This window comes from Exiguobacterium sp. SH0S2 (genome assembly GCF_004337185.1).
GTDB classification, from domain to species: Bacteria; Bacillota; Bacilli; order Exiguobacteriales; family Exiguobacteriaceae; genus Exiguobacterium; species Exiguobacterium aurantiacum_A.
Window position 1 is genome coordinate 68460 of record NZ_SJVB01000003.1, and the last position, 14254, is coordinate 82713.

19 protein-coding genes are annotated in these 14254 nt (G+C 52.8%); 4 read left to right on the plus strand and 15 right to left on the minus strand.

Annotation, left to right across the window (positions count from 1 at the left end):
• Positions 1-69: 69 nt before the first annotated feature.
• The 5 genes from EVJ21_RS09000 to nusB form a co-directional block, all read right to left on the minus strand.
• Positions 70-945 (minus strand): polyprenyl synthetase family protein, encoded by an 876-nt coding sequence (locus EVJ21_RS09000; protein ID WP_070327060.1) that lies wholly within the window; start codon positions 943-945, stop codon positions 70-72.
• Positions 942-1172, minus strand: coding sequence for an exodeoxyribonuclease VII small subunit (xseB, locus tag EVJ21_RS09005; RefSeq protein WP_016510387.1), 231 nt, complete (start codon positions 1170-1172; stop codon positions 942-944). The genes EVJ21_RS09000 and xseB overlap by 4 nt, the downstream gene beginning before the upstream one ends.
• Entirely contained in the window at positions 1141-2490 is a 1350-nt protein-coding gene (gene xseA / locus EVJ21_RS09010; RefSeq protein ID WP_070327059.1) for an exodeoxyribonuclease VII large subunit, read from the minus strand. Before xseA ends, xseB begins: the two co-directional genes overlap by 32 nt.
• A complete protein-coding gene (locus EVJ21_RS09015) occupies positions 2483-3319 on the minus strand; it encodes a bifunctional methylenetetrahydrofolate dehydrogenase/methenyltetrahydrofolate cyclohydrolase (protein WP_131439853.1) in 837 nt (278 codons plus the stop codon). The genes xseA and EVJ21_RS09015 overlap by 8 nt, the downstream gene beginning before the upstream one ends.
• Positions 3320-3406: 87 nt before the next feature.
• Entirely contained in the window at positions 3407-3790 is a 384-nt protein-coding gene (nusB, locus tag EVJ21_RS09020; RefSeq protein WP_131458862.1) for a transcription antitermination factor NusB, read from the minus strand.
• 252 nt (positions 3791-4042) lie between these two features.
• Here nusB and EVJ21_RS09025 point away from each other — a divergent pair, with 252 nt between their 5' ends.
• Complete coding sequence (locus tag EVJ21_RS09025; RefSeq protein WP_131463730.1) at positions 4043-5158, plus strand: RNA-guided endonuclease InsQ/TnpB family protein; 1116 nt, start codon at positions 4043-4045, stop codon at positions 5156-5158.
• 281 nt (positions 5159-5439) lie between these two features.
• Here the strand turns inward: EVJ21_RS09025 and accC are convergent, their stop codons facing one another.
• The 5 genes from accC to aroQ form a co-directional block, all read right to left on the minus strand.
• The gene (gene accC, locus EVJ21_RS09030) at positions 5440-6783 is read right to left on the minus strand and encodes an acetyl-CoA carboxylase biotin carboxylase subunit (RefSeq protein ID WP_131463732.1); all 1344 of its coding nucleotides are present in this window, start codon (positions 6781-6783) and stop codon (positions 5440-5442) included.
• A 7-nt stretch (positions 6784-6790) separates the two neighbouring features.
• Positions 6791-7237, minus strand: a complete 447-nt coding sequence (gene accB, locus EVJ21_RS09035) for an acetyl-CoA carboxylase biotin carboxyl carrier protein (RefSeq protein ID WP_070327054.1) — start codon at positions 7235-7237, stop codon at positions 6791-6793.
• A gap of 114 nt (positions 7238-7351) precedes the next feature.
• Positions 7352-7918 (minus strand): elongation factor P, encoded by a 567-nt coding sequence (gene efp, locus EVJ21_RS09040; RefSeq protein WP_070327053.1) that lies wholly within the window; start codon positions 7916-7918, stop codon positions 7352-7354.
• 30 nt (positions 7919-7948) lie between these two features.
• Positions 7949-9016 carry a M24 family metallopeptidase gene (locus EVJ21_RS09045; RefSeq protein ID WP_070327905.1) on the minus strand — a complete coding sequence of 356 codons (1068 nt, stop codon included), beginning with the start codon at positions 9014-9016 and terminating at the stop codon, positions 7949-7951.
• A complete protein-coding gene (aroQ, locus tag EVJ21_RS09050; RefSeq protein WP_070327052.1) occupies positions 9012-9449 on the minus strand; it encodes a type II 3-dehydroquinate dehydratase in 438 nt (145 codons plus the stop codon). The genes EVJ21_RS09045 and aroQ overlap by 5 nt, the downstream gene beginning before the upstream one ends.
• A 141-nt stretch (positions 9450-9590) precedes the next feature.
• Between aroQ and EVJ21_RS09055 the strand changes: the two genes are divergently transcribed.
• Complete coding sequence (locus tag EVJ21_RS09055) at positions 9591-10532, plus strand: DUF1385 domain-containing protein (protein ID WP_071397716.1); 942 nt, start codon at positions 9591-9593, stop codon at positions 10530-10532.
• 16 nt (positions 10533-10548) lie between these two features.
• Positions 10549-10962, plus strand: coding sequence for an SA1362 family protein (locus EVJ21_RS09060; RefSeq protein WP_016510385.1), 414 nt, complete (start codon positions 10549-10551; stop codon positions 10960-10962).
• 26 nt (positions 10963-10988) lie between these two features.
• Here EVJ21_RS09060 and hpt read toward each other — a convergent pair whose 3' ends face one another.
• Both hpt and mntR read right to left on the minus strand, forming a co-directional pair.
• Complete coding sequence (gene hpt, locus EVJ21_RS09065) at positions 10989-11516, minus strand: hypoxanthine phosphoribosyltransferase (protein WP_070327050.1); 528 nt, start codon at positions 11514-11516, stop codon at positions 10989-10991.
• A 174-nt stretch (positions 11517-11690) separates the two neighbouring features.
• On the minus strand, positions 11691-12119 hold the full coding sequence (gene mntR, locus EVJ21_RS09070; RefSeq protein ID WP_070327049.1) for a transcriptional regulator MntR: 429 nt from the start codon (positions 12117-12119) through the stop codon (positions 11691-11693).
• 164 nt (positions 12120-12283) lie between these two features.
• Here mntR and EVJ21_RS09075 point away from each other — a divergent pair, with 164 nt between their 5' ends.
• Complete coding sequence (locus EVJ21_RS09075) at positions 12284-12664, plus strand: rhodanese-like domain-containing protein (RefSeq protein WP_016510373.1); 381 nt, start codon at positions 12284-12286, stop codon at positions 12662-12664.
• 59 nt (positions 12665-12723) lie between these two features.
• Here EVJ21_RS09075 and EVJ21_RS09080 read toward each other — a convergent pair whose 3' ends face one another.
• The 3 genes from EVJ21_RS09080 to EVJ21_RS09090 are packed head-to-tail and all read right to left on the minus strand — an operon-like array spanning position 12724 to position 14213.
• Positions 12724-12951 carry a thioredoxin family protein gene (locus EVJ21_RS09080; RefSeq protein WP_070327048.1) on the minus strand — a complete coding sequence of 76 codons (228 nt, stop codon included), beginning with the start codon at positions 12949-12951 and terminating at the stop codon, positions 12724-12726.
• A gap of 13 nt (positions 12952-12964) precedes the next feature.
• Complete coding sequence (locus EVJ21_RS09085; protein WP_131490371.1) at positions 12965-13909, minus strand: permease; 945 nt, start codon at positions 13907-13909, stop codon at positions 12965-12967.
• The gene (locus EVJ21_RS09090) at positions 13902-14213 is read right to left on the minus strand and encodes an ArsR/SmtB family transcription factor (RefSeq protein ID WP_236633684.1); all 312 of its coding nucleotides are present in this window, start codon (positions 14211-14213) and stop codon (positions 13902-13904) included. Before EVJ21_RS09090 ends, EVJ21_RS09085 begins: the two co-directional genes overlap by 8 nt.
• Between the last annotated feature and the right edge of the window lie 41 nt (positions 14214-14254).

Below are 14254 nucleotides of genomic sequence, written 5' to 3' on the forward strand. Positions count from 1 at the left end.
ATGTGTCCATATATGCTATACATACAGAAAAACAAAGGTGACACGATGTGCTCATCGTGTCACCTAAAGTCAATGATTGCGTTTGACGACAAAGTAAAGTAGCTCATGCAAACGAGGTGAAGCGACCGACAGTTCGGCGAGCGCAGCTTCAGCTTGTGCGACTTCTTGAGCGAGCGCTTGTTTCGCACCGTCAAGACCGAGCAGCTTCGGATACGTCGATTTATCGTTCCCTTCATCCGAACCGACACGCTTCCCAATCAACGCCTCGTCGCCTTCGACGTCTAAAATGTCATCTTGGATTTGGAACGCAACACCGAGATGCGCTCCGAAACGCTTCAATGCCGCTTGGTCGCTTGCGGACGCATCGGCCAAAATCGCTCCTGCTTCGAGCGCATAGACGAGCAGCGCCCCGGTCTTGCGGGCATGAATCGACTGAAGCGTCTCTAACGATACGTGTTGTCGTTTCTCGGCTAGCATATCGTCTAGCTGTCCACCTACCATCCCGGCACTACCGGCCGCCTCGCTGAACCGTGAAATCAAACTCACTAGTTTTTCAGGCGCGGCGTGCGTGCGGGTGATCACTTGAAATGCGTCCGTCAAGAGCGCATCGCCCGCAAGGATCGCGGTCGCTTCATCAAACTGACGATGGTTCGTCGGGCGGCCTCTGCGGACATCGTCGTCGTCCATCGCCGGCAAATCGTCATGAATGAGTGAATACGTATGTACCATCTCGAGTGCGACGGCGGCTTCGTGACCGAGTTCAATCGGTCGGCCGTATGTATCGAGGACGGCGTACAGGAGGGCCGGACGAATCCGTTTCCCACCTGCCTCTAATGAATAGGTCATCGCTTCGAACAGTCGCTTCGGCATGGCCGCGTCGTCAACGAGACGACTCATCGCCTGTTCGACCGCACGTTTCCACTCATCGAGCATCAACTGACTCATACGGCGCCTCCTTTGTCACGGAGCGTACCGTCCAGTTCTAAAATTTCGTCCATTTTCTTTTCGGCAGCCGTCAATTTTGACTGACAAAGCGCCGACAGACGAACACCTTCCTCATAGAGCGTCATCGCTTCTTCAAGCGCGACTTCTCCAGTCTCAAGTTTCGCCACGATGTCTTCGAGTCGGGCTAGCGCCGTCTCAAACGTCTGTTCTTCTTGTTTCTTCGCCATAATGTCTCTCCTTCACTTCCGCGACGGCATGACCGTCACGGAAACGGATCGTCACGACTCCGTCATGTAGTTGTTTGACATCTTTCACGTACGTCCCGTCTTGCTCGGTAAGCGTATAGCCTCGGGATAGGACCGCGAGCGGGCTGACCGCATGCAACCTGCCGACCTGCGCGGCAAAGCGTTCGGTCGGCCGTTCGAGCGGCCGAATCCGGTTCAGTCGTCCTTCAAATTGACGGTACCGTTCATCGTTCGTCCGCAGTGCCCGAGCCAAATTCCGGACATCGAGCCGCTGCTGCGATTGAGCGAGACGATGGCGGGCGAACGTCAGTTGTTTGGTGACACCTTGCTCGAGACGGATCTCAGCCTGAGCGAACCGGTCCCGCTTTTGTGAGAGCGTGAACCGCGGCGACTTCAACCCGTAGCTGTTCGCCGCCCGTTCGAGCCGGTCGCGCACAGCTGTCATTTGATTCGTGACGGAACGCTGCAACTGCATCGTCAAACGCTCGACGTCTTTTCGCTGCGCATCGATCGTCGCCGTCGCGAGTTCCGCCGCAGCCGTCGGTGTGGCCGCACGTAAGTCGGCGACGAAATCGGCAAGTGTGAAGTCGGTTTCGTGACCGACGGCCGAGATGACCGGAATCGTCGAGTTGTAAATCGCTTCAACGACGATATCTTCGTTGAACGCCCACAGTTCCTCGATCGAGCCGCCGCCCCGGCCGACGATCAAGACGTCACAGTCCGTCCGTTCGTTCATCCAGCGAATCGCACTCGCCACTTGCGGGGCCGCCAAGTCACCTTGGACGGCAACCGGGGCGAATGTGATGGCTACGTGTGGCGCCCTGCGCCGCAGTGTCGTCGCGATGTCGTGCAAGGCAGCACCTTTGGGGGACGTAATGATCCCGATTCGTTCAGGGAAGGCCGGGAGCGAACGCTTCCGTTCCGCGTCGAACCACCCCTTCGCTTCGAGTTCGCGTTTTCTCGCCTCGTAACGTTCAAACAATAGACCGACACCGTCTTGACGCATCAGTTCAACGTACAGCTGAACGTCACCCGTCGCCTCGTACATCGTCACGCGCGCGACGACGACGACGTTCATCCCGTCTGTCGGTTCGAACGTGAGCGTTCTGGCGTCACGTGAAAACATGACGGCTTTCATACGAGACGCCTCATCTTTCAACGTGAAATAGCAATGACCCGAAGCGTAACGTTTAAAGTTCGAGATCTCACCGACGACCGCGATTTGTTGTAAAATCGGATCGTCGTCAAGCTGTCGTTTGACGTAACGGACGACTTCGGACACTTGAATCGGATTAGCCACGCGAAGCGACCTCGACCGTGTTATGCATGAGCATCGTGATCGTCATCGGTCCGACGCCGCCAGGTACAGGCGTGATGGCGCTCGCCACGTCTTTGACACCTTCATAGTCGACATCCCCGACGAGACGATTGTCGACACGGTTGACACCGACGTCGATGACGATCGCACCTGGTTTGACCATGTCGGCCGTGACGAGTCCGGCCCGTCCGACCGCGACGATCAAAATATCGGCCTGTCTCGTCATCGCTCCGAGGTCAGCCGTCTTCGAATGGCAATACGTGACAGTCGACGACTCGTTCAAAAACAGCATGCCGACCGGTTTGCCGACGATCTGGCTTCTCCCGACGACGACGACATGCTTCCCGACGAGGTCGGTCTGCGTTTTGACGAGGTGTAAAATCCCGTGCGGCGTGCACGGCAACAGCGTGTCAAGACCGAGCATCATTTTCCCGACGTTCTCCGGATGGAAGCCATCGACGTCTTTCTCCGGCGAAATCCGCATGATGACGCGAGATTCATCGATATGGTTCGGTAACGGGAGTTGGACGAGAATCCCATGTACCGCTTGATCTTCATTCAATAAATCAATCAGCTTCAGTAAATCCGCTTCGGTCATGTCATCATCAAATCGAAGTATTTGCGAGTCGATGCCAATCTCTTTGGCCGCTCGCTCTTTCCCGCGAACGTAACTGTGGCTCGCTGGGTCGTCCCCGATTAAAATGACTTTTAATTTCGGGGTGATGCCGCGCGCCCGAAGAGCTGTCACCTGATCTTTCAACGTTTCCCGATACGATGCTGCGATTTGTTTCCCGTCGATCACTACTGCCATCTCTCTCATCCCCCATTGTCTTAGGTTTCTCTGTAGTTGGTGTGGTGTCTTCTCTATTTGTTTAACAGACCGTGTGCTTGTCTTCGCTTACGCTTTAATGATGTTACCGAGCACGCCGTTGACGAGCTTGGCCGCTTCTTCATCGGCGAACGATTTGGCGAGTTCGACCGCCTCGTTGATCGTGACTTTGTCCGGAATCGTCTCGACGTAGAGCAACTCGTACGTCGCCATGCGGAGAATCGTCCGCTCGACATTTCCGAGACGGTCGAGTCTCCAGTTTTTCAAGTTTTCGATGAGCAATTCGTCAATCTCATCTTTCTTCTCCAACGTTCCAACGACGAGTTGTTCGTAGAATGGATCAGAGTCCATGCCATCAAGGGCAAATTCGATAGCCTCGTCTACCTCAAGTTTTGATACTTCGATTTGAAAAAGCGTTTGAATCGCTTTTTCCCGTGCTTCATGACGTTTCATTCAGATACTCTCCTTTTGCTTGCTTTCATCTTTAATCGGCAAGGATACCCCTACTTCAATCGTGCTCCGGGCACAGCCCGACGATAAGTGGGGGAGAAATTGCCGCCGGGACTGAATCACGCATGTCCGTTTTGGCAGACAACGTCGCTATCGATACCGGCCTCATCTCTTGCCCATCCTCTCCGGTTGTTCGTTTGTAAACTGTTCTCTACGGGAAAAAAATATTATCTCTAGTGAAAGGCGGTGAACCCAATGTCCACCATCACTGCGAAGGTCCAACTCTTCGTCCCGCCCCCTCAAGCGGCTATCCTGAGGGCAACGATGGACGCATACCGGTCGGCTTGTGACTGGCTGTCGGGACACGTCTTCGAGACGAGGGACCTGAACCAGGCGAGCCTCAACGACTCGCACTATGCCGAGCTCCGGCAACGGTTCGGCCTGAAGAGCCAGATGGCCCAGTCGGTCATGAAGACGGTGATCGCTCGGTACAAGTCGGCGAAGTCGAACGGGCACGCGTGGTCCCGTGTGGAGTTCAAGCGTCCCGAATACGACCTCGTCTGGAACCGCGACTACTCGCTCACCCAGGACCGGTTCAGCGTGAACACGCTGGACGGACGGATCAAGCTGGACTATGCGCGTAAGGGCATGAGGCAGTACTTCAACGGGACGTGGCGGTTCGGCACAGCCAAACTGGTGCACAAACACGAGAAATGGTTCCTGCACATCCCCGTGACGAAGGCGTTCCCCGAACTCGACGACGCTTGCGTCACAAACATCGTCGGTGTGGACCTCGGCATCAACTTCCTGGCGGTCACGTACGACAGCCAGGGCGAGACCACCTTCTACGACGGAAGAATGGTGAAGCACAAGCGAGGCACGTTTAAAGCCACCCGCGAACAGCTCCAACGACGGCAGACCCCATCGGCCTGCAAGCGGCTGAGACAGCTCGGCTCGAGAGAAAACCGTTATGTGACCGATGTGAACCATCAGGTCACGAAGGCACTCGTCGACCGATACCCGAGGGGCACGCTGTTCGTGTTGGAGGACCTGACCGGCATCCATGCCGCCACAGAGAAGGTGCGGGCGAGAAACCGCTACGTCTCCGTGTCGTGGGCGTTCTACCAGTTCCGTCGCATGCTCGAGTACAAGGCCGCACTGAACGGTCAGAAGGTGATCGTCGTCGACCCGAGACACACCTCCCAGACCTGTCCGACATGCGGGCACACCGAGAAGGCGAACCGGGACAAGAAGCTGCACACGTTCCAATGCAAGAACTGCCGGTACCGATCGAATGATGACCGCGTCGGCGCGATGAACCTGCATCGGAAAGGCATCGAACACATCGGTACAGGTGCCACGGGAGCATGACCCCCATGGAAGGGGCGAGGTCAACCGTCCCGATGTTCCGCCACGCGAAGGTAGGAGGCGCATGAGCGCCGTCCGCACTACCGGGCAGGAACGAGCGTAACCGTACTCTACGAGGGTAGAGGCGCCGTCGAGTCCTCGATGGACGCAAGCCCCCACCTCAAACGGACCGTCAAGGCGTTAAGTGGCGGGTTGTTGACTGTGATAGTTTAGCATAAAGCACTCACAAATTCAGTACAAAAAACAAGGAAGCCCGAAATAATGTTCGGGCTTCCTTGTTCGACTCATTTCGTCAGTATCATTTCTTTTTCGACAAATTTCGTGTCGAACGCACCGTTACGGAAATGTTCGTGCGCCATGACTTGTTGATGGAACGGAATCGTCGTATGAATACCCGACACCGTGAACTCGTCAAGGGCACGGAGCATCTTCGCGATCGCTTCCTCGCGCGTAGGGGCGTGGACGATCAACTTCGCCACCATCGAGTCATAGAACGGCGGGATGACGGCACCTGCGAACAGTCCGCTGTCGACCCGCACACCCATTCCTCCTGGAACGATATATTGATCGATCTTGCCGGCCATCGGACGGAAGTCGGTGAACGGGTCTTCGGCGTTAATGCGGCATTCGATCGAGTGGCCGCTAAAGACGATATCGGCCTGTGAGATGGCGAGCGGATGCCCGAGCGCGACTTCAAGTTGCGCTTGGACGAGATCAAAGCCGGTGATCATCTCCGTGACCGGATGCTCGACTTGGATTCGCGTGTTCATTTCCATAAAGTAAAACTCGTTCGATTCAGGGACGTAAATAAATTCGATCGTCCCGGCGCTCGAGTATTGGATCGCTTTCGCCGCTTTGACGGCCGCTTCTCCCATCGCTTGGCGCGTCGCCTCGTCGATCGCAGGCGACGGGGCCTCCTCGATCAGTTTCTGCATCCGGCGTTGGATCGTGCAGTCCCGTTCTCCTAAATGAATGACGTTCCCATACTGGTCAGCGAGCACTTGCACCTCGACGTGACGGAACGATTCGATATATTTCTCTAAATAGACGTCGCCGTTCCCAAAAGCTTGTTTCGCTTCTTTACGGGTCGCGACGAGTCCTTTGATGAGCTCTTCTTCGTCGAAAGCGACACGAATCCCGCGTCCGCCGCCTCCGGCCGTCGCCTTGATGATGACCGGATAACCGATTTCTCGAGCGAGTTCAATCGCCTCATCATCCGTCACGACACCGCTCGATCCCGGGACGACAGGAACACCTGACTCGATCATCGTCCGCTTCGCTTCATCTTTAATGCCCATCTTCCGAATCGCATAGCTGCTCGGACCGACGAACTGGATCCCGCACGCTTCACTCATCTCGGCGAACTCGGCATTTTCTGCCAAAAATCCATACCCAGGATGGATCATCGTCGCATCGACCGCACAAGCGACCGACAAGATGTTCGGGATATTCAAATAAGAGTCTTTCGACGGGTTCGGCCCGATACAATACGCCTCGTCCGCGAGACGAACGTGCAACGACTCACGATCTGCCTCCGAAAAGACGGCGACTGTCGGGATATTCATTTCTTTGGCTGCCCGAATGATTCGTACCGCGATCTCGCCGCGGTTTGCAATGAGTAATTTCATAGCACCCTCACTTCACGCTAAAGAGCGCTTGGCCATATTCGACTAGATCGCCGTCGGCGACGAGGATTTCAACGACTTCCCCGCTGATTTCGGCCTCGACATCGTTGAACAGTTTCATCGCTTCTAATATACAGACGACCTGACCCGTCTCGACACGGTCGCCTACTTTGACGTACGAGTCTTTATCCGGGGCCGGGCGTGAATAAAACGTTCCGACCATCGGTGATGTGATGGTACGTAAGTTGCTCACTTCCGCTTGAGGCGCTTCGCTCTCTTCTACGGCTGGTGCAGATAACGGAGCAGTAATCGGTTGAGCAAGCGGTGTGCTCGCGACGATTTGCTGCGCCGTTTCTTTTTTTAATGACAGTTTGAACTCGGACGTCTCGAGCTCCATCTCATGGATAGACGTCTGGTCGAGCAGTTCAATCAGCTCTTTAATATGATCGATTTGCATGAAATAAACCCCCTATTTATACCTGGTACTAATCTCTACTCTACTATAACTGGTCAGACCAGTGAATGCAACGACAAAAAAAGTGCCCATTCGTTTGAATGGACACTGCTCGTATTACCCGTTATAACGTCCCATGAAGTCGCCGGTACGTGTGTCGACCGTCACTTTTTCACCTGGCTCGATGAAGAGCGGGACTTGAATGATATGGCCAGTTTCGACCGTAGCGTTCTTTTTGACGTTCGACGCCGTATCCCCTTTAACACCTGGGTCAGCTTCTGTGATCGTCAAGACGACCGTCGTCGGAAGTTCGATCCCGAGGATCTCACCGTTATAATCAGCGATGCTCACTTCCATGTTCTCGAGCATGAACGGAAGCGCCGCTTTCACTTGCTCGCCCGTCAATTCGAGCTGCTCATACGACTCCGTATCCATGAAGACGTACGTGTCGCCCATCGGATACAAATACTGCATTTTTTTACGTTCGATGTGAGCGCGTTCGACCCGCTCGCCGCCCCGGAACGTCGTCTCTTGAATCGCGCCAGAACGTAAGTTGCGCATTTTCGTACGAACGAACGCTGCGCCTTTACCTGGTTTGACGTGTTGGAACTCGATGACTTGCCAAATCGAACCATCTGATGTTTTGACTGTTAACCCTGTCTTTAAATCGTTTACTGATACCATAGTGATTTCCTCCTAAAAATGAGCTGAGACTCAAGCCTCGATCGTGATTAACTCTTTTGGCGACTGCGTGAGACGGACATTTCCATCCTTCGTGATGACGACATCATCCTCGATACGGCAGCCACCGATGCCGGCGATGTAGATCCCAGGCTCGATTGTGACGACCATCCCAGGTTCGAGCACCGTGTCAGACCGGAACGACAACCCTGGCGCCTCATGTACTTCCATTCCGAGTCCGTGACCGGTTGAGTGGCCGAAGTACTCGCCGTACCCGGCTTCTTTGATGACGTCACGCGTCAACGCGTCAGCCTCGATGCCAGTGATACCGGCCCGAGTCCCTTCCACGCCTGCCAGTTGGGCACGCAACACCGTGTCATAAATCTCGCGCAATTTGTCTGAGATCTCGCCGACTGCGAGCGTACGCGTAATATCCGAACAGTACCCTTTGTAGTACGCTCCGAAGTCGAGCGTCACGAGTTCACCGGCTTCGATGACTTTGTCACTGGCCACACCGTGCGGCAATGCCGAACGATGACCAGAGGCGACGATCATATCGAATGAAGACGAATCCGCACCTTGGCCGCGCATGAACATCTCCAACTCATTGGCGACTTCTTTCTCAGTGCGTCCCGGGCGAATGAACGTCTGGATGTGGGCAAACGCCGCATCAGCAATCGCCGCAGCTTCCTTCATTATCTTAATCTCTGCCTCGTCCTTAATCAAGCGCAGCTTTTCCACGATCCCTGACGTCTCGACCAGTTCAGCCGCTACCTCTTTCTCATACGTCCGATACGTCCCGACCGTCATGTCATCTTGTTCGATCCCGAGACGCTTCACCCCTTCTCGGCTCGCGATGTCAGACACCGACTTGATGAGCGATGTTTCGAGCTCGATGATGTCATAACCGGTTACTTGGCTAGCTGCCTGCTCGGTATAGCGGAAGTCCGTGATGAAACTCGCCGCCTTCGCTGTGATCAAGATGACCCCACTCGACCCGGTAAACCCAGACAAGTAACGAATGTTCTCTCGTTTCGTCACGAGCAATCCATCGATCCCGTTCATTTCTAACTGAGCTTGTAGCTTGTTGACGCGTTCAATCATGTCGATTCCTCCAATGTTCGATGAGTGCATGCAACGCGAGCGTATAGCTCGTCAATCCGAAGCCGCTGATGACGCCGAGGCAGACACCGGCAAGTTTCGATTCGTGACGAAACGACTCACGGGCATGCACGTTCGAGATATGTACTTCGACGACCGGGGCTGAAATAGCGGCAATCGCGTCCCGCAATGCAATCGACGTATGCGTATACGCCCCGGCGTTCAAGATGACGCCCGCGTAATCATACGCCTCATGCAGCGCATCGATCAGCTCACCTTCATGATTGGACTGGATGAACGTGAGACGAACATCTCCCGGTGCTTCGAGCAACAGTTCTGCCGTCAAGCCTTTCAGCGAGACATCCCCGTACACATCCGGTTCCCGTCTACCTAGCAAGTTCAAATTCGGTCCGTTCAAGACAAGTATATGCACAAGCCTTCCCCCTCATTCGTCAAGTCTTTCTTATTGTAACAAATTTATGCGAAGAGCGATAATCGCGTCACCTGAGGTTTCGTTTTTCGATCAAATCACGTTATAATTCAACTATATACTTGTCAGAATCGAGGAGAACCTATGAAAAATAAAAAGTTGATCCCCGTCGGCGGTCAAGCACTCGTCGAAGGCGTCATGTTCCAAGGACGCACCGAGAGCGCCTCGGCCATCCGGCGTAAAGACGGATCGATCGAGACGTTCAAACAGCCTCGACTCCTCGTCCCGTGGGTCCAATCGTTGAAAAAAGTCCCGTTCCTTCGTGGCATCGTCGCTTTATACGAGTCGTTAAAGAACGGCTCAGCCCACATGAACTTCGCGAGCGATCGCTATGACGTCGACCCGAGCGAAGACGTCACGGAGAAGCCAGAGCAAAAGCAAAACATCCTCATGGTCATCATGATCGCCATCGTCGGTGTCATTTCTTACATCTTCGGCAAATTGATCTTCAACGTCACCCCGGCGCTCCTTGCCGCTATGTTCCAAAACGTGCCCGCACTGTCCGGTCACGTGATTCAAAACCTGCTCGAAGGGGGAATTAAACTAGTATTACTGCTCAGCTACCTATACTTGATTTCATTGACCCCGCTCATCAGACGCGTCTTCCAATATCATGGCGCCGAGCATAAAGTTATCAACTGCTACGAATCCGGACGACCGATCACCGTTGATAACGTCCGTTCAAGCTCACGCCTCCACTATCGGTGTGGTTCAAGCTTCATCCTGTTCACCGTTTTTGTCGGCATCGGCGTCTATATGGTCGTCCCGATCGACCCACTTTGGGTCCGGCTCGTCAGCCGGATCGCGCTGTTGCCGGTCGTCATCGGCATCTCGTTCGAGGTGCTTCAATTCACCAATCGCTTCCGGGAGCATCGGTTTTTATCCGTGCTCGGTAAACCAGGACTTTCATTGCAACTATTAACGACGCGAGAACCGAACGACGAACAGATCCGCGTCGCCATCGAAGCGTTCGAGACGTGGGAACGTTCCGAACTCGGTCAACCGGACGTCCAAAGAGAGGGATAAAGAGGAGGAAAACACCATGATCAGACAAAGAATCGGCTCGACCGCGGCGACCATCGTGTTCATCTTAGGCTTCATCGGAGTCGGACATATGTTAGCGACCGATCCTGGTCGATTGTTCAGACAGCTACTCTTCATCGGTATTTTCGGGTTAATCTTTTACGTGATTTACCGGGTCTTCATGGCTCCTAAAATTTCGGCCGAGGACGTGCGTTACCGGAAGACCGCGCAAGCGTCGAAAAAACGGATGGCGCGACCGGGCAATAGCCCCAAAGTCAAACCGTCCGCAGCGGCCGCTAAGAAAAAGAACACCAAACCAGGCTCGAACGTCACCAAACTGTCGAAGCGCACGAGCGTCCATCGCAGCGACGCCCCTCACCTGACCGTCATCGAAGGGAAAAAAGGCAAGAAGAAAAAGAAAGCGAACATGTAAAAGGAGCGCCTCTCGAGGCGCTCCTTTTAGTCTGTCTCGACAAATCCTATATACGGTAAGTTGCGGTATTGTTCCGCGTAGTCGATGCCGTACCCGATGACGAACTCATCTGGAATCTCGAATCCGACATAATCCGCGTCAAGTTGGACGAGGCGACGGGCCGGTTTGTCGAGCAACGTGCAAATTTTCAATTCTCCCGGTTGATGCAACTTCATATGCTGACACAAAAACTTGAGCGTCTGGCCGGTATCGATGATGTCCTCAATAATGACGACATATTTCCCTTCGACGTCGAGGTCGAGGTCTTTCCGAAGTTGGACGTTCCCGCTCGAGACCGACTTTTTCCCGTAAGACGAAGTCGCGACCGTGTCCAGTTGGACGCTCCCTTTCATCTGTCGCATCAAATCAGCGGCGAACACGAGTGAACCTTTTAACACGGGGACGAGGACGATCGGCGTCCCGGCCGCATCACGTTCGATCTGTTCCGCGAGTTCAGCGACGCGCTGTTTAATCTGTGCTTCATCAAATAACTTCCCTTTGATTTGAATGTTCATTTGTCGGCGATTGTTCGCCGTCACCCCCTCATTTATCTATCCAGCAACCATTCTATCATACAATCACCCTAAAAATAGACTTTAATTCAATAAAACGATGTTAATGTTCGGCTTTCGCTTCGAATGCCTAAAAAAAGACCACCATCCGATTCAACGATCGGATCGCGGTCGATTTCACTCATCCCGTGTCATATTCAGTTCTTGAAACTGTCGAAACTGCTCCATCAGCTCAGGTTTGTCTTCGAAGAATTCGACGAATTGGGTCATGCAGTCGAGCGTGTTCGAGCTCAAATGATGTTCGATGCCTTCAACATCCTCATAGACGTGCGCTTCATCGACCCCGATCAGCCGTAGGAACGACTCGAGCATCGTATGCCGCTCGACGAGCCGCTTGCCGATTTTCTGCCCTTTATTCGTCAACATCAGGCCTCTGTATTTTTCATATACCAAATAACCTTCCCGGTCTAACTTTTGCACCATTTTCGTGACTGAGGAGGGATGCACCCCTAAATGTTCGGCGATATCAGATACACGAGCGTATCCTTTCTCGACCATCAGTAAGTAGATTCGTTCTAAGTAGTCTTCCATACTCGGTGTCGGCATGGGCGTAGCCTCCCCTTATGTTCCGTTCTCCAATCTCCATTTTAGCGTAACCCGTGTAAAACCGAAAGCAGAACGGGCAAATCGTCTAGTCAATCATTGTCTCATGACCTTAAATTCTTTATAATGAATGTTGGTGAAACTTAATAGAGAAAGGGAGAACATCAATGGGAATCGAAACAATCCTCGTCATCATCCTCTGGGCTGCGCTCATCGCATATATCGTCTGGCGCTTCATGCCGGCTCGTGGTTTGAAAAAAATGAAACAAGAAGAATTTCGCGCTTCGCTCCGCAAAGGACAATTGATCGACGTCCGTGAACCGAACGAGTACAAGGGAGGCCACATCATCGGGGCCCGTAATATCCCGGTCGGCCAGATGAAACTTCGAATGAAAGAGCTACGGAAAGATCAACCGATCCTCATGTACTGCCAAGGCAAGTCACGTACGAACCAGGCGGCCAAACTGCTCATGAAAAATGGCTACACCGACATCTATATGCTTGAAGGCGGATTTAAAAACTGGAAAGGGAAAGTCAAAAAAGACTGACCCTCACAAACAAGCGTTGCTCCAACATTCGTTGGGGCAACGCTTGTTTGATTGAACGTTCAAAAGAATTTAGCGATTGATTTCGGTGCTAAAACTTTCCCTACCGATTTGATTTCCTCATTGACGACGAGGCCAGGCGTGCTCATAATTCCATACGACATGATTTGCTCGATGTCCGTCACTTTTTCAACCGTCGCCGTCTTCCCAGTTAATCGTAGCGCTTCTACGACATTTTGCTCCAGCGTTTTGCAATTGCGACACCCGGTCCCTAAAATTTTTATGTTCATGTTCGACTCCTCCTCATAGTATAAAGTTGAATAAGTAACCAATTATCGTGATCCCCAACGTCACAATGACAAAGAAAATGATGACGAGCTCTTTCTTCAACACTCGGCTCAACAGTAGACCTTCAGGTACAGACAAAGCGACGGTCGACATCATGAACGCAAGAGCCGTTCCGATCGCCATTCCTTTCCCTACAAGCACTTCGATGACTGGCAACGTCCCGATCGCATTGGAATAGAGCGGGACCCCGATCAACGTTCCAACGATTGGGCCATACCAGTTATCTCCCCCTGCGACACGCATAATGAACTCGGCCGGGATGAACCCGTGAAACCCTGCCGCGATCGCAATCCCAATCAATAAATAAGGTCCCACTTTTTTCACGGTCTCATAGACGCCATTGAACGCTGTCACTAAACGATCTGCTTGTGATAACTCAACCGTGACCGCGACTTGTTGACTTTTGATTTGATATACGTAGTCTTGCACATACTTTTCAAGATGTAACTTTTCAATTAGCAGGCCAGCGAACAATGCGACCATCACCCCTGCAAATACATATAAGAACGCGATCTTCCAACCGAACATCGAGATGAGAAGGACGATGGAAATTTCATTCACAATCGGTGACGTGATGAGAAACGTGAACGTCATTCCGAGCGGAATACCCGCTTCCACGAACCCGATGAAAAAGGGGATCGTCGAGCAGGAACAGTATGGTGACAAGACGCCTAGACCAGCGGCACCAATATATCCGCCAATTTTCCGCTTGCCACTCAAATAGTCGCGAACTTTTTCTACAGGGAAATAACTGCGAATATATCCGATCACAAAAATCATAATGCTCATCAGCACGGTTATTTTCACGACGTCCATCACGAAAAATTGTACAGCTTCACCGAAACGGCCACTTAGATCAAGGACGTCGTATGCGATAAAGTCTCCAATCCGATCAAACATGTTCACCCACTTCTTTCTCTGTCAATTGGAAAACGGTGTTCCGTCCCAAGCGTGTCGAGCGAATGACTTCACCACGCTCTAGCAAACGGAGGTGATGTGTCAACGTAGAGTTCGGCACCTCGAGCGCGCTCGACAGTTCACATAAGCACATCGGGGCTATGCCTAACAGGCGGACGATCTTTAACCGAGTTGGATCTGCCAGTCCTTTATGGAAGGCGGCTTGTCGCTCGAGCTCTCCCTCATCAAATTGACAGATACGTAAGGATTCGCGAAGTTCTTCGTCTGTTTTCAAAGTCCATTCCATCTTCATCACCTCCTCTTATATAACTAGTTTGCTAGTTATAT

Excerpts from the sequence above, each read along its gene's own strand:
- mntR (WP_070327049.1), bottom strand. The coding sequence starts at position 12,119 with ATGCCGACACCGAGTATGGAAGACTACTTAGAACGAATCTACTTACTG.
- EVJ21_RS09075 (WP_016510373.1), top strand. The coding sequence starts at position 12,284 with ATGGGAATCGAAACAATCCTCGTCATCATCCTCTGGGCTGCGCTCATC.
- EVJ21_RS09025 (WP_131463730.1), top strand. The coding sequence starts at position 4,043 with ATGTCCACCATCACTGCGAAGGTCCAACTCTTCGTCCCGCCCCCTCAA.
- EVJ21_RS09090 (WP_236633684.1), bottom strand. The coding sequence starts at position 14,213 with ATGGAATGGACTTTGAAAACAGACGAAGAACTTCGCGAATCCTTACGT.
- hpt (WP_070327050.1), bottom strand. The coding sequence starts at position 11,516 with ATGAACATTCAAATCAAAGGGAAGTTATTTGATGAAGCACAGATTAAA.
- EVJ21_RS09015 (WP_131439853.1), bottom strand. The coding sequence starts at position 3,319 with ATGGCAGTAGTGATCGACGGGAAACAAATCGCAGCATCGTATCGGGAA.
- efp (WP_070327053.1), bottom strand. The coding sequence starts at position 7,918 with ATGGTATCAGTAAACGATTTAAAGACAGGGTTAACAGTCAAAACATCA.
- EVJ21_RS09055 (WP_071397716.1), top strand. The coding sequence starts at position 9,591 with ATGAAAAATAAAAAGTTGATCCCCGTCGGCGGTCAAGCACTCGTCGAA.
- EVJ21_RS09080 (WP_070327048.1), bottom strand. The coding sequence starts at position 12,951 with ATGAACATAAAAATTTTAGGGACCGGGTGTCGCAATTGCAAAACGCTG.
- accB (WP_070327054.1), bottom strand. The coding sequence starts at position 7,237 with ATGCAAATCGATCATATTAAAGAGCTGATTGAACTGCTCGACCAGACG.
- EVJ21_RS09085 (WP_131490371.1), bottom strand. The coding sequence starts at position 13,909 with ATGTTTGATCGGATTGGAGACTTTATCGCATACGACGTCCTTGATCTA.
- xseB (WP_016510387.1), bottom strand. The coding sequence starts at position 1,172 with ATGGCGAAGAAACAAGAAGAACAGACGTTTGAGACGGCGCTAGCCCGA.
- nusB (WP_131458862.1), bottom strand. The coding sequence starts at position 3,790 with ATGAAACGTCATGAAGCACGGGAAAAAGCGATTCAAACGCTTTTTCAA.
- accC (WP_131463732.1), bottom strand. The coding sequence starts at position 6,783 with ATGAAATTACTCATTGCAAACCGCGGCGAGATCGCGGTACGAATCATT.
- EVJ21_RS09060 (WP_016510385.1), top strand. The coding sequence starts at position 10,549 with ATGATCAGACAAAGAATCGGCTCGACCGCGGCGACCATCGTGTTCATC.
- EVJ21_RS09000 (WP_070327060.1), bottom strand. The coding sequence starts at position 945 with ATGAGTCAGTTGATGCTCGATGAGTGGAAACGTGCGGTCGAACAGGCG.